The 20,554-nt window shown below is 29.2% G+C and carries 22 protein-coding genes; 1 reads left to right on the top strand and 21 read right to left on the bottom strand.

Translation table 11 applies throughout. From position 1 onward, the window contains the following. Positions 1-45: 45 nt before the first annotated feature. Genes L8U04_RS00990 through mqnP form a run of 9 tightly spaced genes read right to left on the bottom strand, consistent with a single transcriptional unit; the run spans position 46 to position 5,509 of the window. On the bottom strand, positions 46-708 hold the full coding sequence (locus L8U04_RS00990; RefSeq protein WP_263709211.1) for a 16S rRNA (uracil(1498)-N(3))-methyltransferase: 663 nt from the start codon (positions 706-708) through the stop codon (positions 46-48). Beyond that, a complete protein-coding gene (locus L8U04_RS00985; RefSeq protein ID WP_220566545.1) occupies positions 708-1,118 on the bottom strand; it encodes a hypothetical protein in 411 nt (136 codons plus the stop codon). Before L8U04_RS00985 ends, L8U04_RS00990 begins: the two co-directional genes overlap by 1 nt. Continuing rightward, a complete protein-coding gene (locus L8U04_RS00980; RefSeq protein WP_133319490.1) occupies positions 1,118-1,318 on the bottom strand; it encodes a cytochrome C in 201 nt (66 codons plus the stop codon). The genes L8U04_RS00985 and L8U04_RS00980 overlap by 1 nt, the downstream gene beginning before the upstream one ends. After that, positions 1,318-1,902, bottom strand: a complete 585-nt coding sequence (locus L8U04_RS00975) for a 6-pyruvoyl trahydropterin synthase family protein (protein WP_263709210.1) — start codon at positions 1,900-1,902, stop codon at positions 1,318-1,320. Before L8U04_RS00975 ends, L8U04_RS00980 begins: the two co-directional genes overlap by 1 nt. Further along, on the bottom strand, positions 1,899-2,648 hold the full coding sequence (locus tag L8U04_RS00970) for a 7-carboxy-7-deazaguanine synthase QueE (RefSeq protein WP_263665503.1): 750 nt from the start codon (positions 2,646-2,648) through the stop codon (positions 1,899-1,901). The genes L8U04_RS00975 and L8U04_RS00970 overlap by 4 nt, the downstream gene beginning before the upstream one ends. Beyond that, positions 2,648-3,616, bottom strand: a complete 969-nt coding sequence (moaA, locus tag L8U04_RS00965; protein ID WP_263661507.1) for a GTP 3',8-cyclase MoaA — start codon at positions 3,614-3,616, stop codon at positions 2,648-2,650. Before moaA ends, L8U04_RS00970 begins: the two co-directional genes overlap by 1 nt. 9 nt (positions 3,617-3,625) lie before the next feature. Next, on the bottom strand, positions 3,626-4,147 hold the full coding sequence (locus L8U04_RS00960; protein ID WP_133319486.1) for a DUF6115 domain-containing protein: 522 nt from the start codon (positions 4,145-4,147) through the stop codon (positions 3,626-3,628). Beyond that, a complete protein-coding gene (locus tag L8U04_RS00955) occupies positions 4,140-4,637 on the bottom strand; it encodes a hypothetical protein (RefSeq protein ID WP_263659526.1) in 498 nt (165 codons plus the stop codon). Before L8U04_RS00955 ends, L8U04_RS00960 begins: the two co-directional genes overlap by 8 nt. Then, positions 4,634-5,509: a menaquinone biosynthesis prenyltransferase MqnP gene (gene mqnP / locus L8U04_RS00950; RefSeq protein WP_263660452.1), complete on the bottom strand. Its 876-nt coding sequence runs from the start codon at positions 5,507-5,509 to the stop codon at positions 4,634-4,636. Before mqnP ends, L8U04_RS00955 begins: the two co-directional genes overlap by 4 nt. 69 nt (positions 5,510-5,578) lie before the next feature. Here mqnP and miaA point away from each other — a divergent pair, with 69 nt between their 5' ends. Beyond that, complete coding sequence (gene miaA, locus L8U04_RS00945) at positions 5,579-6,454, top strand: tRNA (adenosine(37)-N6)-dimethylallyltransferase MiaA (protein ID WP_263709208.1); 876 nt, start codon at positions 5,579-5,581, stop codon at positions 6,452-6,454. On the opposite strand, the gene L8U04_RS00940 is transcribed toward miaA, so the two are convergent. The 12 genes from L8U04_RS00940 to nuoD are packed head-to-tail and all read right to left on the bottom strand — an operon-like array spanning position 6,445 to position 20,554. Next, positions 6,445-8,808, bottom strand: a complete 2,364-nt coding sequence (locus L8U04_RS00940; RefSeq protein ID WP_263662757.1) for a tetratricopeptide repeat protein — start codon at positions 8,806-8,808, stop codon at positions 6,445-6,447. The two genes, miaA and L8U04_RS00940, sit on opposite strands and share 10 nt — an antisense overlap. 24 nt (positions 8,809-8,832) lie before the next feature. Beyond that, entirely contained in the window at positions 8,833-10,230 is a 1,398-nt protein-coding gene (locus L8U04_RS00935; RefSeq protein WP_263662756.1) for an NADH-quinone oxidoreductase subunit N, read from the bottom strand. Then, complete coding sequence (locus tag L8U04_RS00930) at positions 10,230-11,702, bottom strand: complex I subunit 4 family protein (protein ID WP_220566536.1); 1,473 nt, start codon at positions 11,700-11,702, stop codon at positions 10,230-10,232. Before L8U04_RS00930 ends, L8U04_RS00935 begins: the two co-directional genes overlap by 1 nt. A 1-nt stretch (position 11,703) precedes the next feature. Beyond that, positions 11,704-13,506, bottom strand: a complete 1,803-nt coding sequence (nuoL, locus tag L8U04_RS00925; RefSeq protein ID WP_263662754.1) for an NADH-quinone oxidoreductase subunit L — start codon at positions 13,504-13,506, stop codon at positions 11,704-11,706. Continuing rightward, on the bottom strand, positions 13,494-13,805 hold the full coding sequence (gene nuoK, locus L8U04_RS00920) for an NADH-quinone oxidoreductase subunit NuoK (RefSeq protein WP_087699810.1): 312 nt from the start codon (positions 13,803-13,805) through the stop codon (positions 13,494-13,496). The genes nuoL and nuoK overlap by 13 nt, the downstream gene beginning before the upstream one ends. After that, positions 13,805-14,311 carry an NADH-quinone oxidoreductase subunit J gene (locus L8U04_RS00915; protein WP_263662753.1) on the bottom strand — a complete coding sequence of 169 codons (507 nt, stop codon included), beginning with the start codon at positions 14,309-14,311 and terminating at the stop codon, positions 13,805-13,807. Before L8U04_RS00915 ends, nuoK begins: the two co-directional genes overlap by 1 nt. Continuing rightward, a complete protein-coding gene (gene nuoI, locus L8U04_RS00910) occupies positions 14,304-14,936 on the bottom strand; it encodes an NADH-quinone oxidoreductase subunit NuoI (RefSeq protein WP_133319477.1) in 633 nt (210 codons plus the stop codon). Before nuoI ends, L8U04_RS00915 begins: the two co-directional genes overlap by 8 nt. A gap of 9 nt (positions 14,937-14,945) precedes the next feature. Next, positions 14,946-15,944 (bottom strand): NADH-quinone oxidoreductase subunit NuoH, encoded by a 999-nt coding sequence (nuoH, locus tag L8U04_RS00905; protein WP_133319476.1) that lies wholly within the window; start codon positions 15,942-15,944, stop codon positions 14,946-14,948. Further along, entirely contained in the window at positions 15,941-18,394 is a 2,454-nt protein-coding gene (locus tag L8U04_RS00900; RefSeq protein WP_263709207.1) for an NADH-quinone oxidoreductase subunit G, read from the bottom strand. The genes nuoH and L8U04_RS00900 overlap by 4 nt, the downstream gene beginning before the upstream one ends. Further along, on the bottom strand, positions 18,391-19,107 hold the full coding sequence (locus L8U04_RS00895; protein WP_263672683.1) for a hypothetical protein: 717 nt from the start codon (positions 19,105-19,107) through the stop codon (positions 18,391-18,393). The genes L8U04_RS00900 and L8U04_RS00895 overlap by 4 nt, the downstream gene beginning before the upstream one ends. Then, a complete protein-coding gene (locus tag L8U04_RS00890) occupies positions 19,104-19,331 on the bottom strand; it encodes an NADH-ubiquinone oxidoreductase subunit E family protein (protein ID WP_039642382.1) in 228 nt (75 codons plus the stop codon). The genes L8U04_RS00895 and L8U04_RS00890 overlap by 4 nt, the downstream gene beginning before the upstream one ends. Beyond that, positions 19,328-20,554, bottom strand: a complete 1,227-nt coding sequence (nuoD, locus tag L8U04_RS00885) for an NADH dehydrogenase (quinone) subunit D (protein WP_263672684.1) — start codon at positions 20,552-20,554, stop codon at positions 19,328-19,330. Before nuoD ends, L8U04_RS00890 begins: the two co-directional genes overlap by 4 nt.

Below are 20,554 nucleotides of genomic sequence, written 5' to 3'. Positions count from 1 at the left end.
TTATATATATTTTTATATAAAAAATAGCTAAATTTAAGCATGCTTTTAAATTATAAATTTTGAAGCAACCCCTATAAGTGCTGTTTGTGCTTTAAGTATATAGTTGGCTTGTAATTTTGCTTTTTTTATATTTATCTCTCTTTCTTTTTGCGAAAATCCGCCTTCAGCGCCAACCAAAAATACATACCTACCGGGATCAAAATTCATCAAATCTTCACCTTCAAAATCTATCAAAACAATATTTTCATAAGCTTGCTGAAATTTTTTAAAATCATCAAAACTTTCAAGTTCCATTAAAGAAGCACGACCGCATTGCTGGGATGATTCTATAAGAATTTTTTCCATTCTTTTAAAATCTAATTTAAAATTTTTTTGCGAGTATTCCATATACACAAAAGAAAGTTTTGCTACTCCAAGTTCATTTAAAAAAGGTAAAGTTTTTTCTATAACCTTTGGATCAATCACCGCCAAAGCTAAATGTATATATGTTTTTAATTCTTGTTTTTCTTCTTTTTTGTCAAGTAAATTTAATACGCAAGAGCGTCTAGAAAGCTCTATGCATTCATAAGTGTAAGTATAAAAATCTTTCAAATTCTTTAATATAATTTTATCACTCACTTTAATTCTTCGAGCCTTTAAGTGCAAAAAGGCTTCATTTTCTAGCTCTAAACTTGCAGTACCACTTTGTGGGTGATATAAAAATTGCATTAAAAATAAAACCTCTTAAGCAAATAAGGTACAAAAAGCAAGAATATACCTAAACACAAAATAAAAAAACTTAAAAATCTAAATTTAGCATAGCGTTTAAACAATCTTGCTTTTTTAAATAAAACAAATTGATAAATAGCCAAAGCAAAAATCAAAATCCAACAAAACCACATAGAAAGCACATAGAAATTAAATTCAAAATGCTTTAAAGCCCATAACAAACTTCCAGTAAAAAGTGTAATTGCTAAAAACAAATAATAAATTGGTAAAAATAGACGAATTCTTTTTATAAAGATAAATTCTTGTGAGAAGTTACTTTGAGTCAAATACAAATAAAACAACATTAAAAAACCATTTGTATATAAACTATACACATGCAATGCTAAAAAAAATTCATAACTTTGATCCATTATTGTCCTTGTGTATTATTTTCATCTTGTATATCATCATCAACAGGTATAGGAAGTGTTTCATCATCTATAATGACATTAGAATCACTTTGTTCAATCTGAACTTGCTCGGTTTGTATTTCTTTTTTTATATTTTTATTCTCTTGATTTGAACAAGCCATAAAAAGCAATATTGGCACAATCAATAAAATCTTTTTCATTACACCTCCTTTTGATTGATAAAAACAAAATTTACATCTTGAAGTTTTTCAAAAAAATCTTTGTCTTTCCATTCATCTCTTATAGCTTGTGAAAAGTCAATATCTGCCAAATCAATCTTTGGTAAAAATTCACTATAAGCATCTTCTCTAAAACCTTGTGCATAACCTGTTCTTGTTTCATGTACAATAATGCTTTTTAAACTAACACCTTGCTCACCATTGACCATCTTAGTCTTTAAAAGCAAAGTATCAATCAGTACAAAAAATATGCGTACAAAATTTTCCGCACTTACATTCACAGGTAAACTCACCCATCTTTGCGAGTGCTTTTTCATATCTTCTAAATAAGCTTTATCATCATCTTTAAAAAGCGTAATAGCATGATCAAAACTATCAATAATTTGTTTTATCTCATCTTTTAACAAACCAAAATCATACACCATTCCAGCATTATCAAGGTATTTACTCTCAAGTAAAATTTCTAACTTATAAGAGTGGCCATGTATGCTTGTTTTACATCGCTTGGAGCTACAAAATCTAACAATATGAGCATTTTCAAATTCAAACATTTTTCTAATAATCATACGCCTTCTTTATCTCCCCAAATTCTAATATGCAATCTATCGGAGTAATTATATCCATTTTTTATACAAAATTCAGCAACACTTAAGGCGTTTTTAGAAATTTCTTCTTCATTTGACCCCATAGGCATACAAAAAACATCATTTTTACAAACTTGTAAAATTTCATTGATTTCTTTTAAGGCTTTATTTTCTTGTAAAAAATCCTTATCCAAAACAAATTTATAAAAACTTTCCTTAGCATAATTTTTAAAAGCTTTCAAAGCTTTTTCATTAATTCTTTTTTCTTTTTTTACACCACTATTGCTAAGCTTTACTCCTAAAGCAAAATAACATTTTTTATACAAAGGATATTTTTCAAAATCAATTTCAATACTTGCATTTGTTTCAAAATGCACCATAAAATCATTTTCTAAAAGTAAATTAATAAAACACAAAAAATCTTTATTTTGATAATTTAACAAAGGCTCACCACCCGTAATTACAACTATAACTTTGCGTGAATTTGCTAGCTTCAAAACCTCATCAAAAAGCTTTGTTGAAGTATATGTTTTATAACAAGTTTTAAATTCTTTAGTAAAAACAGCTCTTATAGTATCACAGCCCAAAAGTATTTTAGAATCTTTTTCTTTTTTTACTCCAAAGCCTGCGCAGTTAAAATTACACCCGGCAAATCTTACAAATATAGCCAAATTTCCACTATATTTTCCCTCACCTTGCAAGCTTAAAAAAGTTTCAACAACTTCCATTATCCACCTGTTTGATAAAAGGCTCTTGTGGAACTTTGATTGGCTTCATTTTCTGCCCATCTATTTTTTTCTGATTTATTTTTTATCACGGTTTTTAAAACTTCACAAGCACTTGCTATGTCTTTATTGCGTATAGCTTTTTTAATGCTTAAAGCCTCATCATAATATAAACAAGGTATTAAAAGCCCTTCGGCTGAAAGCCTTATACGGTTACAACTATCACAAAAATCATGGCTGTGTGGATCAATAATGCCAAACTCATACCCATCTTCAAGTTCATAAATAGTCGCAGGTGCATTTGGACTTTTTTGTCCTTGTTTAAAAGAATACTTTTGAGCAATGATATTTAAAATTTCTGTTGATTTTAAGCCTTTTAAATCTCCATAAGCATGATAATTTTCCATAAATTCTATAAAGCGAATTTGGCTTTTGCGTGCTTTGGCAAATTCTAAAAGATCGATAAATTCACTATCATTAATTCCTTTAAGCGCTACGGTGTTAAATTTAATATTAAAACCTAATTCTAAAGCCTCATTAATACCATTTAACACATCTTTGAGTATGTTTTTTTGAGCTAATTTAAAGGCCACTTCTTCTTTTAAAGTATCCAAAGAGATGTTAATTCTTTTTAAGCCCGCTTGTTTTAAATCCTTTGCTTGTTGTTTTAATAAAGAAGCATTAGTAGTAAGCGCTAGATCTATATCTTGCTTATACTCACTAATCATAGCAATAAATTTATGCAAATCTTTTCTTACTAAAGGCTCACCACCTGTAATACGAATTTTCTTAACTCCTTCATCAATGCAAACTTTAACAAACATAAAAAGTTCTTCAAATGATAAAAGATTTTCCTTAGCACTCCATTCAAATGGAGTTTTTGGCATACAATAAAGGCAACGAAAATTACATCTTTGTGTTACTGAAATTCTTAAATAATCAATCACTCTTCCATAGCTATCTACTAACATCAAAGGCCTTTATAATAATTTATTAAATTTTAAAATAAGCTCAACCCTGCCCATACCTATACGCAAATCTTTGGCAATTTGCTCTATGGATTTTTTTTGATTAAAAAGTTCTATAACTTTTTGCTCTTCATTATCATAGCTTGGGCTTAATTTTGTAATACTTTGAGTTTTTTGTTCTAAATTTAATAAACGATTTTTTTGCTCACTTTGAAATTCTTCAATTACTTCTTCCACTTCTTTTAAAGCACTTAAAATAGGAATAATATTTTGATTGATTTTTTGTTCTAGCACCTGCAAAAGCTCTTCTTTTAATTCTTCTCTTATGGCTTCAGTGTCTATTTCTTCTTTTTCTTGCTCTTGCTCATCTAAACTTTCTTTTTTTAAATAATGATATTGTTTATTTAAATCTTCTATCATTTTACCAAGCTCATTAATCTTAACAATACTTTCTTTTTCTTTAATCATCATATAAGCAAACATAGCAAAAATTAATAAAGCTACAACTAGCCACAATAATAAATCACTATCCATTTTCTTGCTCCTTTAAAATTTTAATCATTGCTCTTTGCATATTTGCTACAAAATTATCATACACAAGCTCATCTTCTGCTTTTATTTGCGTGATTTTTGCTTCATTCTCATTTAATGCTTTAAAAAAAATACTAATTTTTTGACCATTTAAATTAAATCTAGCATAATAATCTTCATCTTGCATTAAACACCTATCTTTAAATTGAATATGTGTAAAATTTACCCCAATCACAAAAGATTTATATTTTAAATTAACAAATAATTTTGTTTTATTAATATCATTTTTTATCAAATACAATTCTTGCTTTAAATCCATAAGCAAATCAAAAATCAACTGCTCACCCTCGCTAAATTCTACCCTTGAAGCAAGCTTTTTCCATTTGCTTAAATTGACATAATTATTACTTGAAACATATTCTTGCAAAAACTCTTCATATCTTTCTTTGCTCTCTTCAAATTCTAATTCCAAAGAGCTTTTAAAAAATTTCATCTCCATAAAAGATCAACCCATATAAAAATAAAAAAGACTATACTTAAATACCCATTTAAAGTAAAAAATGCTTTGTCAATTTTTGCAAAATTCTTTCTAACAATGCGGTGCTCAAAAAATAAAATAACAGCACTAACAATCACACCTAAAAATGCAATATTTCCTGTTGGAGCTACCCAAACAAATAAAAACCAAAAAAGCACTGCTAAAACATGACAAAATGCTGAGATAAACAAGGTCGCTTCAAGCCCAAATTTAGCAGGTATAGAGTGCAAGCCTGTCTTTTTATCATACTCCATATCTTGCAAAGCATAAAGTAAATCAAAACCAGCTGTCCAAAAAGTAACACCCAAACACAAAATAACACTATAAATTTCAATACTTCCCAAAACCACAATACTGCCTGCAATAGGAGCAAGTCCTAAGCAAAATCCTAATACTAAATGCGCTAGGGATGAAAATCTTTTAAAGGCTGAATAAATAGCTAAAATAAACAATACCGGCAAAGAAAGAGCAAAGGCTAGTTTGTTGATAAAATAACTTGCCAAAACAAAAATAATAGCATTTAAAATAATAAAAAGTAAAATGCTAGTTTTACCTATACGACCATCGATATTAGGTCTATTTGCACATCTTGGGTTGTTTTTATCAATGTCCTCATCCATCAAACGATTGATTGCCATTGCAAAATTTCTTGCACTTACCGCGCAAATAACACCCAAAAACAAAGCTTTAAAACCAAACCAAGTGCTATCATTTAAAATAACAGAAGCTACAATCATCGAAACAAACAAAAATGGTAAAGCAAAAATAGAATGCTTAAAAACAATCAAATCCAAAATATCTTTTAATTTTTCTTTTAATAAAGGCATTTTTTCTCTTTATAATATATTTTTGTTATGATTTTACTAAAATAATTTTAAATTTAGGATATTTTTACGATGTTTTTTGAATTTGCACTCATTGGAACTACTGCAAGTGGCAAAACAGAACTTGCTAACAAACTAGCTTATGAATTTAATGCAAGTATTTTAAGCCTTGATAGTCTTTGCGTGTATAAACAAATCAACATCGCTTCAGCCAAAACAGAGCAAAAAACCTTAGATGAGCTTGATTATTTTGGAATAAATTTATTAAATGTTAATGAGCATTTTAATATCGCTTTGTTTTTTGAAGAATACAAAAAAGCAAAAGCCTTTGCTCAAAAAAACAATCAAATGCTTATCATCACAGGTGGAACTAGTTTTTATTTAAAAGCTTTAATGGATGGCTTGAGTGAAAATTTCAAAGAAAGTCAAAACACGCTAAGTAATGATGAAATTTATCATTTAATGATAAAAATTGATCCACATACCAAAATAGAAAAAAACGACACCTATCGCTTAAAAAAATGGCTTGGAATTTATGAGCAAACTAATAAAATCCCAAGCGAAGTTTTAAAAGAAACAAAACAAGAAGCTTTAATTAAAAAACTTGATATTTTTGAAATTTCTTGGCAAAAAGATCTTTTGGAAAAACGCATTATTAAACGCACTAAAAATATGCTTGATGAGGGTTTAATAGATGAAGCTAAAATGCTATATAGTAACTACGATCATCATTTAAAAGCACTAAATTCCATAGGCTTAAAAGAATGTAAAGATTTTTTAGATAAAAAAATAAATTTAAACGAGCTTGAAGAACTCATCATCATTCACACAAGACAACTTGCCAAAAGACAAAGAACTTTTAATAAAAAATTCAACAAAGAAATTTTAGATTTTCAAAACGCTTATGAAAATTTAAAAGCTTATAGTTTAAAAAAACATCAAGGCTGAGTGTTTAAGACATTTAATTTATCTTTACATAAATTTTGCCAATTGCTTGTTGTGTTAATATCTATACAATTTTGCAAACTTTGCTTTTGATTTTGCATATCTTTTAAATCTTCATAAATATTACTTTGCATATAAAAAGCTCTTGCGCGCTCATCATCTTTTAAAGGATTAGCAAGCAAATCTTTAAACAAAGTTAAGGCTTGTTGAGCTTGATTGTTTTGTTTTAAAGCTTTGATATAGATAAATTCTAAATCCGGACTAAAAAGATTTACTCCTTTTAAATTTTGATAATCAATAGCCTTTGGAGCATAAGTTAAAATACTTGTTAGAAAATTATTTTTTTCACAATAACGCAAAAACTCATAATATAATTCCACCATACGATAATTCATAGGAAATTGCTCTAGTTTTTGCAAAGTTCTTATCATAGCATTATAATCTTGCAATTTAAGTTCAGCAAAAAATTTAATATAATTTGCTTCAAATTTTTCATCATCGCTAATAATAGTTCTTGTATTTAAAATATCATTAATTGTTTTTACAACAAAACGATAACGCTTATCTTTAAGCGCTAAATCTGCACTTTGGAGTTTATAAAAAATAATATCATCATTTTCATTTTCCACTATATATTTTTTAGCTTCTTCTATACGAGTAGTACGCTTAAAGCATTCAAGCATTTGTTTTTTATTTTGTATTTTATTTCCCACATCATAGACCTTAAAATCATCATATACTTTAACAGCAGCTAAGCACTCATCATTTTTTAAATTTTGTTCTAAAACTAAAATAGCAGCTTGTTCTAAAAGATTTTTGATTTCTTTGTTGGAATATTTTTCTATGTCTTTTTGATAACTTACAACTTTTTCATAATTTTTTTCTTGAAAATATAATCTCACATTATCAAATAAAGCCATACTAGAAATTTCTCCAGCATACTTTTGCATGATCTCTTCATATCTTTGATGTAAAAAACTTGCATTATTATCTTTTAAATATAAGAAATTTTTATCTTGAGCTTCTTTTATTAAACTCACATATTCACCCAAAGGAAAATCTTCTGTGTAAAGATCTAAATACTTTTGAGCTTTAGTATGTTCATTTGCATTCAACAAAGCCAAAGAAAGATCTTTTAATACTCTTTCATATTCTTTATCGACTTTAGTCAAATGCGTAAAAATATACTCATAAATTTTAGAACTTAAATCATAAATTCTATGATTACTAAAAGCCTTAGCTAAAGATAAAGAATTTTCTAAATCACTCATAAAAAATTCAGGATTTGATTCTAAAATTTTACTTGCTAACTCCTTGGCTTCTTTTGTATTTTGCGCTTCTAAATAATTTTTAGACAAAAATAAAGCAGCTCTACTAGCTAAATCTGCATTCGGAGTAGAATAATATACATCTTGATAAATATTATTTGCTATATTTTTTTTACCCAAATGATATAAATAATCTGCATAATCAAGTAAAGCTATTATGGTATATTTATCGTCTTTATGCTCAGTACTTAAAGTATCAATAATATAATCGACATTAGATCTTTGAGATAAGCCCATATAAACTCTCATCATGATATACATTACTTCCGTATAATCTTTATCATTAATATAAGTTCTCACCCATCTTTTAGCATCATCTAGCATTTGCTCTAAAATTTGCTGATCTTTATCAAGCTCATAAGTGTAAAGCTTATTTTGCGCTCTTAATTTATAAAGCTCAAATTCATTCATAAATACACTACCTTGATAACGCTTAATAGCATTAACAGCATCTCGTAAAACTTGATCGTATTTTTTGGCTTCATATTCTTGTTTGATATTAAAATATGCATTAAAATCTGCACTTTTTGAAGTTTCCATAGGATTAGAATTTAAATCCAATGCTCCAATATAAGGCATTAATGCATCATCAAAATAAATATCAAAATCAAGTCCATCGCTAGGTTTATAATACCTTAAATCCTTAGTAAAAATAAACACAAAATGTTTAGAAGTATCTCCATTTTGACTTTGAATTTCTTTAGCATTAAAAATATCTTGAGAATAATTAAACATTTTAGCTAAAATTTTAGGATATATTTTAATTGTCAAAAAAGTTTGGTGTTTTTCAAAATAAATTGTAAAATCATCAAATTCTTTATTTTGAAATTGCATATTACTAACGCCCAAAACATTGCACTCAAAATGAGTTTTTTCAAATTCAAAAATACTCTTGCAAGTAAAATCTTTATTATCTTTTAAATGCAAAAGTGTAAAGGGACGATTTTGTTCTTCCCCTTTATTAACAATAACCTCAAAAGAAAATATATAATTTATGCTTAATAATAATAAAAATAAAATCCTTATCATGAGCGTGATTATAGCAATATTATTTCACAAAAGCAAAAACGCACATGATAAGCTTCCGATAAAACATAAACTTAAAATAATCTTTTGCTTAATATCTAAATTTATACTCTTTATAGATTGACTTTTTTTAAAAAAGATATAAATTAAAATTTTCAAATAAGCATAAAGCATGATCATGGAACTTAAAGCTATAGCAAATATAAGCACATAATAGCCCGAATTTAAAATAGAAGCTAAAATTAAAATTTTACCCCAAAAAATCCCAAAAGGTGGAATTCCTGCTATACATAAAATAAACATAGCTAATATTATAGATAATACGGGTCTTTGATCAAATAAGCCAGAAAAACTTTCAAATGAGCTTTTTTGAAATAAACTTAAGATTAAAAAAATTCCATAGTTTGCAAAAGCAAAAGAAACCCAATAAACGAACAAGGCAAAAATTGAAAGCAGGTAAGAAGTTCCATCTCCTTGAGAACTCACACTCATACTAGAAACAATAACAGCCAATATAAAAGAAGAATGAGTAATAGAGCTATATGCAAGCATTTTTTTTGCATCTTTTTGAATTAAAGCTACTATGCTTACAGCAAGCATAGAAAAAATTGCTAACGATGCGACTATGTATTCAAATTTTACTCCACCGCCTAAAGCAGAAAAAATTCTTAAAACTACTATTATCATAGCAATTTTTGGAACAATAGATATGAAAGCTATAAAATTTGTATGAACTCCACAATATACATCTTTTAGCCAAAAATGAAAAGGAGCGATAGAAAGTTTTACTCCAACAATAACCAAAAACATTACTCCAGCACATAATAATATAGGATCTGAAATATATTCAGAATGCAATAAATTATCCAAATCCAAAGACTTTGTTTTTAAATACACAAAAGCACAAGCAAAAACAAAAAATCCAGCCCCTACTGCAGCTAAGGCAAAATATTTTATGCTAGAACTAATAGCATTATGAGTTCCTCTTAATGCTATTAATGTATAAAGAGCTAAAGAAGATCCTTCTAAAGCTAGGAAAATCACAATTAAATTAGTACTTGAAACCATTAATATTAAGGAAGCAACCATAAACAAAAATAAAGAAAAAAATTCTGCTCTTTGTTCATCTTTGTCTATAAGCAAATAAAGCATAGAAAAAAACAAAATAATTATTTGCGCAAAAATTGCATAATTATCGCTTACAAATAAACCAAAAAAAGCATGAGAATTATCTAAAACAAAACCATTATAAAGCAATAAAAAACACAAAGTGCTAAGCAAAGCTATAACACTTGCTCCTATATAAAAATTTCTAGAAAGTTTTTTAAATGCACTCAATAAAAGTAATGCAATAGCCCAAAAAAGCAATGACAACACAGGAAATAATAATACAAAATTTAATTTTTCTAAACTAAAACCACTCATTAAAAACCTCTTATACTATCTATGATTTTTTGATTTTCTATGGCGATATTTCTTGTTTGCATAACTTCAAGAATACTATTTACATTAGAAGCAATTTGATCTAGCATAGCACTTGGAGCTACCCCTAAATAAATCACTAATGCACTTAAAATACTTAAAACAAAAATTTCACCTTTTTTAAGCGTAAATTTACTGCACACTTCTTCTTCACAAGTAGCAAAAAACATATTTCTATAAATATTTAGCATATAAATAGCTCCTAAAACGATTACACCGCCTGCAAATAATGCATACCATAAATTTACACTTGCCACACCTTGCAAGATCAAAAACTCACCTACAAAGGAAATAGTCAAAGGCAATGAAATAGATGAAAACAACAATACTGCAAAGAAAAAGCTAAATAATGGGGCTGTTTTAGCTAAATTTTTATAAAAGTCTAAATCAAAAGTATGATATCTTTTGTAAAGCATATAAGCGGCTAAAAATAAGCCACCTGTTACTATACCATGTGCAAACATATAAAATACAGAACCACTAACCCCATTATAAGTAAAAGTTACGATACCTAAAATTACCACACCCAAATGCGAAATTGAGCTATAAGCAATTAATTCTTTTAAATCCTTGGCTTTAAAAGCAATTAAGGCTGCATATAAAATTCCAACTATACATAAAATAGCAAGTAAAGAATAATAATGATTCAAAGTATCAGGCGCTAAAGGCAAAATAAATCTTAAAAACCCAAAAGGTGCCATTTTAAAGCTTACAAGCATTACAGATACTAAAGTCGGACTTTTGGTATAAACCTTTGGAGCCCAAGTATGAAAAGGAAATAAAGGACTTTTAATCGCAAAAGCAATAAAAAATCCTACAAATATTAGATTTTGTGCATTCTCAGGTATAAAAAATTCACTCTTATACCAAGCTAACAAATCAAAACTCCAATATCCAAAACTTTGATAATACAAAAATCCCACATAAATAATAGCTAAAAGCATAAGCATAGAACCGCAAAATGCATAAATGAAAAATTTAATCCCTGCCTTATAATTATCTGAATATCTACCTATTAAATAAATAAGCGGTATAAGAGAAAACTCCCAAAATACATAAAACAATAAAGCATCCAATGAAGCAAAAAGTCCTACAATGCAAAATTGTAATAAAAATATACTTATTACAACACTTTTATCTTGAATATCCAAACATATAAAAGATAAAAAAATCATAATAGAACAAAGTAATATTAAATAAAGCGCTATAGCATCTACACCTATGTGAAAATTAACTATCAAAGAATTTAAACTAAATTCATAAGCCATGCCACCATCGTAGTTAAATAACAAAAAAACATTAAAAACTAAAATCAAAAAACTAACTAAAACAGCAAAGGACTTGCTATCTTCTTTTTGTAAAAATAAAGCTATAAAAGCCGCAAAAAATGGAAATAACATTAATAAACCGAGCATATTACACCGCCAAAGCTAAACAAAATAAACACACAAAAGCCAAAACTACAATTCTTAAAGCCAAAGAATAATCCTTACCCATACTAAGAACCCTAGCAAATGTTTTAAGGAAAAATGCAATACTATCTACCAAAGCATCTAAAATTTCTTTATCAGCTTTTCTTAAAAATTCACAAAATAAAGCATACTTACTAACAATAAATTGATGATAAAATTTTGGTATGTAGTATTCATTAAACAAAAGTTTGTAAATACTTGTTTTAGAAAGTGATGGTTTAAACCAATTTTTCCAATAAGCTATGATAGCTAAAAGCACTCCAAGTACCGCAGAAACACTTGCAAGTATCATAACTAAAGAATTTTGACCATCAATAAAAGCTAAATTTTTACTTACAAAATCCATAAAGCTATGCTCAAAAAATCCTGCTATAATAGCAAGTAAAGCCAAAGGACTCATCGCAAGCAAAGCTATTTTACTAGCTTCATGGGGATGTTCTTCATGTCTTTTTGGAGTAAAAAATACAAGCATTAAAAGTCTAAAGCTATAAAAAGCTGTCATAAAAGCTGCTATTAAAAGTACTAAAAAAATTCCATGATGATGGCTTATAAAAGAAAATCCTAAAATTAAATCTTTAGAGAAAAATCCTGCAAAAGGATAAATTCCTGCTAAAGCTAAAGAACCTATAAGCATTAAAATAGCACTAAAACGCATACTTTTATAAAGTCCACCCATTTTACTAATGTCAAGCTTATCATTCATAGCATGCATAACATTACCCGCACCTAAGAATAATAAAGATTTAAAAAATGCATGAGTTGCAAGATGAAATAAAGCTATTGCATAAGCTCCAAGACCTGCTGCTACAAACATATACCCAAGTTGAGAAAGCGTCGAATATGCAATAATTCTTTTTAAATCTTTAGCCACCATGGCCATAGAAGCAGCAAAAAGTGCTACAAAAGCTCCAAGTATAGCGATAAAATACCCTACTTCAGGAACTTGTAAATAAAGCTCCCCTGCGCGAATTACCAAATAAACTCCCGCAGTAACCATAGTAGCAGCATGGATTAGAGCTGAAACTGGCGTAGGTCCTGCCATAGCATCAGCAAGCCAAGTATGGAAAGGAAATTGTGCTGATTTACCCATAGCACCTACAAAAAGTAAAAGTGCTATTAAAATCAAAATCACATCATTTTCATGCCCTAAAGATAAAAGGGTAAAAAATTCATCATATTTTAAAGAGTTAAATTCTATATAAATTAAGAAAATTCCTAAAAGCAAAGCCAAATCTGCAATTCTATTCATGATAAATGCTTCATTAGCAGCAAAAGTGTATTTTTCATTATGATACCAAAAACCTATCAAAAGCCATGAGCAAAGTCCAACACCTTCCCAACCTATAAAAAGTCCTAAGAAATTATCACTCATAATCAAAAACATCATAGAAAAAACAAAAAGTCCCAAATAGCTAAAATAGCGATTAAACCCTTCATCATGCTCCATATAAAATATACTATATAAATGCACAAAAGTCGCTACTATACTTACCACATTCATCATAATCAAAGTAATAGAGTCTATTTTAAAACCAAAACTAACATCTACTAAAGATATCCAAGTACCAAGTTCAAAATTAAAATGCACTCCATTATTTAATAAAATAATTGAAGCAAGAGCTGAAAAAGCTATAAATAAAGAAGCTAAATAACCTAAAATAATTTTCTTAGCACTAAAAGCAAAAATACCTAAAATAACAGCTGAAGCCAAAGGAGAAAAAAGTGCAATTAAAGCTAAATTTTGCATTTTATCTCTCCTTTTTCAGCTAAAGAGCTAAGCTCTAGTGTTCCTGTTTTTCTATACCATAAAACACAAAGCGCTATCCCAACAGCTACTTCACAAGCTGCAACTCCCATTACAAATAAAGCAAAAATTTGACCTTCTATGTCTTTATGAGAAGCTCCTGCTGTAACTAAAGCCAAATTAGCAGCATTTAATAGAATTTCACTTGAAATAAAAAGCATAATTAAATTTTGGCGTTTTATGATACCTATTAGACCAATGATAAACATCAAAATAGCCACAATGTAGTATTTTTCTAACATCATTGTTCGTCCTTTTTTACATTTTTTTGAGTAAGTGCTATAGCACAAATTAAAGCTATTAAAAGTAAAATTGCCATAAATTCAAAAGCAAGCATATATTTTGTAAATAGAGCAAAGCCTATTTGCTGAGTAGAATCAAGACTATAAACTTCACTAGTTTCATTTAAACCAAACTCATATCCCATAATAATACTAACTAATAAAACAGCACTAAAAATCACAGCAAAAATGAAGATTCTTTTACCTTTTAAACTTTCTTTTACTTTTATAGAAGCATCAAAAAACATCATAGCAAAACTATAAAGACCTAAAATAGCTCCACTGTAAACAATTATTTGAATTGCTCCAATAAATTCAGCATTAAGTAAAAAATAAAATCCACTTAAAAAAACCATAGCCACAGCCAAAGAACTGATAGCATAAAGCACGCTAGTGCTTAAAACACTAATTAAAAAAAATCCCAACACCAAAACACTTAATAAACAAAAAGCTATCGTTTCAAACATTTTCTTCCTTTGGAGCATCTTGCTGTCTTTGCAAATCTATCTCATAATAATTTGGAGTTTTCTTTACTAAATCATCAGCATCTTTTCTTAAACTACCACTTCCTTCAAACACCACTTGATTTTTAAGCTCATCGATAGGGGTTAAAAAATCTTCCTTTTGACCAAAATAAGATCTTTGCTCTGCGGCATTTTCATATTCTTTACCATGCACAATGGCAAGTTCAGGACAAACATCAGCGCAAAATCCACAATAAATACAACGCCCTAAATTAATACTATAATTTTCGACCTTTTTGCGTCCATCTTCGCTTAAACTCGTTTCCATTCTTATACAATTACTAATGCAAATTTTTTCACACAAGCCACAACCAATACAACATTCATTTTCACTTTCAATAAAACGCATCAAACGATGAACTGCACGATATCTATCATCTAAAGCAACTTTTTCCATAGGATATTTAATCGTTGCGCTATTGTTTTTTTTAAACATTTCTCTTAATACGACAAATAAACCTACAAAAAGCTCTGTATTTAAAGAACGCTTGATTACTTGTATGAATTTTTCATAAGTATTTTGAGGATTTTTACGCTCAAAATCTACTTTAAAATAACCTTTTTTCATTGTTTTTTCCTATATCACAAGCACTAAAGCACTAATTAATAAATTTAAAACCGCTAAAGGTATTAAAATCAAATAACACATTCTCATTACTTGATCAGGACGCAGTTGCGGAAAAGCACCTCTAGCCCAAAAATACCAAAAGAACACAAAAGACACTTTCAAAAGCATCATAATAGCCCCTGGTATAATCCAAAAATCATTAAATCCACCCAAAAATAAAAGCGATATCATAATCGCTCCGGTAATCATGGCTGTATATTCTCCGATAAAAAACATACCCCATCTAAGTCCGCTATATTCAGTGCCATAACCTGAAACAAGTTCAGTTTCGTTTTCACTTAAACAAAGTGGAGTTCTATTAGTTTCTATAAAAATAGCTATCACAAATAAAATAAAAGCTAAAGGTTGTTTAAAAATAAGCCAAGAAAGTATGCCATCACTTTGATAGTTATTAATATCTACTAAAGACAAAGATCCAACAAGCATTACAACACACACCAAAGAAAGCCCTGCAACGCTCTCATAAGAGATAATAGAAACAAGCCCTCTTGCCCCGCCTAGCAGCGACCATTTATTATTACTTGCTAAACCTCCTAAAAAAATCGCATAAAAACTAACTCCACCCATACCTACAACAAAAAGCAAGGCTACATTAATATCAGCGATAATAGGACGAATCACTCTACCAAATAAAGTAAATTCAGGAAAAATAGGTATAGCTGCAATTGCTACAAAAGCACAAATTGCTGCAATCAATGGAGCGATTAAAAACACCACTTTTTGAGCATAAGTTGGCACTATATCCTCTTTAGTAAAAAGTTTAATCATATCAGCAACTACTTGAAGCAATCCAAAAGGACCTACCATATCAGGCCCTAAACGACGATGAAATAAAGCCAAAGCCTTTCTTTCAAGATAAGTTGCCAAGCCTGCTAAAGTAGCAAAAATAGCTATAACAAGCACACATTTTATAATTGTTTCTACAATAAAAAAAGTAATATCACTCATATTTTAGCTCCTGCTTTTTCAAGCCAAACTTTTACATATCGAGTATTATCAAATAAAGATTTATAATCAATCTTACTATCATAATCCCCTAAATACGCACCATTTTCTAAAGATTCATCACATTTTACACTTATAGCAATTTGAGTTTTTTCATTTTTTAAAATAACACTATCATCTTGGTTTAAATCAAATTTTTGCATTAAATCAGACGATAAAAATAAAGCTCCAACCTCATTAAAAGCTCTATTACTAAGTTTTGAAAACTGATGAATGCTATTTGCATGATATAAGGTTAAATTTCCTTCATTTTGCTCTTTAACTTCTTGAATGCTTAATGTTTTTTCAAACTCAAAATGGGAAAAATCAAGCTCATAACCTCTATGATTTACCCCACCATTATCATAATGATTTTCTAACTCATCAAAGTCAATTACCCTAAAGCCTTTATTTTGTGGTAAAAATTTAGTATAGTTGATCGTAAATTCTTCATCAAAACCTAAGGCATTTGCCAAATCATTTAAAAAATAACCTTTAAATTCTAAAGCCGCATTTGTAGGAACTAATCTTTTATCATAATTTACAAAGCTACCTTCTTGTTGATTTAAACTAGAACTTGCAAGATCAAAATGCCCATCATAAGAAAAAGCAAAATCGCCTTTTTCGTTATAACCTAATATTTTTCCTACTTGAAAATCTTGACTTAAATCACAAATCAAACTCACACCTAAGGTATTAGTACAAGTTGGATTTAAAAAGACTTTAAATTCAGTATATTTTTGTACCAAAGCACAAAGTTTTGCTAGCTTGGCACTTTGCTCATCATAGTAAAAATCACTTCCTATAATAAGTGTAAATTTTTGCTTTTTTGCGAGTAAAGTCTCTAAAATATCCTCATCTATGCCAAGATTTTTCGCATAATTTGATCTTTGTACCTCTATGCTTTTTTTAATTTTTTTAGGCACAAGTTTTTTAACTTCTTCTATAATAGTTTCGCCGTTTTCATTTTGCTTTTCTATCTTTTCAGTAACTTCTTCATTAATAGTTTCTTCTATTTCTTTTGTATCTTGATAATACGCATTTTCTAATGTGTTTTTAAAATCCTGCGGAAGCTCTTTGGCAAATTTTTGCAAGATAAATAATAAAATACTTTCATTATCTTTAATATCATGATTAATCTGCAAGAAATTTTTAGAATATTTATCCACACCTTTATCTTTTATAGGGTGAAAATATAGCCCTGCACCTTTATTCATTACCAAAGCGTTATTAACTTTATATCCTAGCGTTGGCGCATCATAGCGTAAAAATGAACCTACGATGATTAAAAAATCACTTTGAGTGATATCGTCTGTATTTGCATTATACATTGCATTTGCATTTTGATAAAAACAAGCTAGGAAATCTTGGAATTTTTTAGCTTCATGATTTATAAGATTAAGATTAAATTTTTTACTTAAATTTTGCAAGATTAAAGCTTCTTCGTTAGTAATAAAACTATTAAATAAAATATTTTTTATTTCATCATTTTTTATCATATTTACTAATTTTTCAAAAGCTTTTTCGTCTTTACCTTGAACTTCATTTTGAGTATTAAAACCATATCTTGCAGCTTTATTTAGCGTAGCAAAAGCAAAATCATTGCTCACTCTATAAATTTTTTCTTTTTGATTATTAATACTAGTTTGTTTAATATCATAATATATCAACTCACAATCACTTGAATGTGGATTACTAGCTGGAATTTTCTTTAACTCCCAAGCATTAGATGTATATTGAAAAGCCGAACCCACCAAAGCTCCCGTTGGACATACACTTGTACATTCTCCGCAAAAAGAACAATCAAGCATATCGCCACTACTCGGTGCAATTAAACTCTTTTGAAATTTAGTCCAAATAGCTAGCGCATCTTTACTCATACTTTCTTTAAAGCTTGCATCGGGCGCGCTTGCTCCTCTTGAAGTAGTTTTTAAAGCGCTTTCTCCTATTTTATCTTTACAAACTGTAATACATCTTTCACACACGATACATAAAGCTGGATCATAATTAATCTCGCCCCATTTTTTATGCTCTTTATGGGTATCTTTAATCCAATAATTTTGCACATTTACTCTTGCTTTGTGTGTAAAGTTTTGAAGCTCACACTCACCGGATTTATCACATACTCCACATTGCAAAGGATGATTAATGCAATATGCTTGCATGATAGCATTACGCTCATCCCATAAATTTGGCAAATCACTTTCTACTACCATACCTTCTTTAACTTTAGTATTACAAGAATAAACCTTTTTACCATCAGCTTCTACCATACACATACGACAAGCAAGTGTTGGAGAACAACCATTTAAATAACAAATTGCGGGAATGAAAATATCATTTTTTCTTGCGACATTTAAGATATACTCACCCTCATTTGCCTCACATTCTATACCATTAATGATAACTTTCATTTTATAACCTTAACTTGAGCTTTTGAAAAAGCAAAATCAGCGCTTTCATAATCAAACAAAGCCACCGTGCCTTTCAAATCATGATTGATTTTTACTATAGTTGTAAATTCTTGAGTGTTTATTTTTAAATTAATTTTATCCCCATCCTTAACCTTAGCAATTAAAGCAAAAGAAGAAGAGCAATGCAAATTTTTGTCCTCTAAAGGTGCTTGCATGATAATAGTTCCATCAAAATTATCAAGTTCTAAAAGCTCACTAAAAGAATTTTGTATTGACAAATTTTCTTCATTTTCATTAGAGCAAATTAGCAAAAGATTAAATTTATGACAAAGTTTTTCTAAAAAATACTTAATATTTTCAAAATCTTTATGTTGATATAAATTTTCATCAAAAATAATACATTTTGCTTCTTTTAAAAACTCTAAAATCTCTAAAGCTTCTTCTTCACCAAAGCAAGATTCAGCACTTAAATACCCCTCATCAAATTCGTTAAATTCAGTCTCCAAGCTCATCTTACAAAGCAAAGCAAGCACAAAAGGCACACTTGCAATCTCACATTTATAAAAGTTTGCTTTTAAATTTTTATCCTCTAAACAAGAAATATTATAATTTTTACTTTTGTTAAGCTTAGCGCAAAGTGAAGGATTTTTCAAAGAAAGCAAATCCACAAAACACAAAGCATTTAAGCCTTCTTGATATTTTGCTAATTTCATTGTCCTACCTTTTTAAAAACTATAGTCCAATCTACTTGATTAAATTTTAAAGAATTTAAAAGTTCACAATTTTGCTCTTTTATGAAAGCAAAACTTTTTTCTACATTAGAAAAATCTCCTATTTCAAATAAAACTACTAAAACTTCACCCATATAGGCATTTTGAATGATTTGCTCTAAATCCTTAAACAAATCTTGACTTTTTCTTAAATCCACGCGTCTCATCGATCTATCTCGCCTAAAACTATATTAATACTTCCTAAAATTGCCACTGCATCAGCCAAATATGATCCAACAAGCATTTCTTCTAAAAATGCACAATGAAAAAAGCTTGGGGTTCTAGCTCTTAATCTATATGGTCTACCGCTACCATCTGAGTGGATAAAAAATCCAAGTTCGCCTTTTGGACTTTCAGTTGGCACATACACCTCTCCTTTTGGTGGTTTTAGACCTTGGGTTACTAGGACAAAATGTTGCATAAGAGAATAATTTTGCGTCATGATTTGCTCTTTTGAAGCGCTTACATATTCAGGATGATTGCATAAAATTTCAGGCGGAGTATCTTGATAAAGCTTAGCACATTGAACTAAAATTTTTAAACTTTCTCTAAATTCTTGCATATAAACCTTATATCTTGCATAAGAATCACCCATTTTGGCCACAGGCACGCCAAAATCTACCTCATCATAAAGCAAATAAGGCTCTTCTTTTCTAACATCATAAGCAATACCACTTCCTCTTAGCATAACCCCACTACAACCCCAACTTAGCGCTTGTTCTTTGCTTACAACTCCTACATTTTCAGTTCTTACACGCCAAATTCTATTATCATCAAGCAAAGCTTCATAATCTTTTATATCATTTGGAAATTTATTACAAAATACCAAAAGTTCATCTAAAAAACCTTCAGGTAAATCAAGCATTACCCCGCCTATTCTCATAGATGAATGCGTAAGTCTTGCCCCGCAATATTTTTCTATTAGATCAAGCACATACTCACGCTCTCTAAAGCAGTATAAAAATACTGTCATCGCGCCAATATCAAGTGCATGTGTAGCAAGCCATAACAAATGCGAAGCAATACGGTTTAACTCAAGTAAAATCATCCTTATCACACTTGCTCTGCGTGGAATTTCCAAACCACAAAGTTTTTCCACAGCAGCTACATAGGCATAATTATTTGCACTAGCTGCGATATAATCCATTCTATCAGTAGTTGGGATAAACTCTTGATAGATCATATTTTCAGCCATTTTTTCCATACCACGATGCATATAACCTATACAAGGAGCAGCCTTGGTGATTTCTTCTCCATCAAGCTCTAAAATAAGGCGTAAATTTCCATGAGCACTTGGATGTTGAGGGCCAAGATTTACTATCATGGTGCCATCTTCACGCTCAAAGCTTATATTTTCATAATAAGGTTTTAATTTAGTAGAAATTTGCAT

It is taken from the genome of Campylobacter sp. IFREMER_LSEM_CL908 (genome assembly GCF_025771545.1).
In the GTDB taxonomy this organism is placed as follows: domain Bacteria; phylum Campylobacterota; class Campylobacteria; order Campylobacterales; family Campylobacteraceae; genus Campylobacter_D; species Campylobacter_D lari_D.
This window is presented reverse-complemented; position numbering and strand designations above follow the sequence as displayed.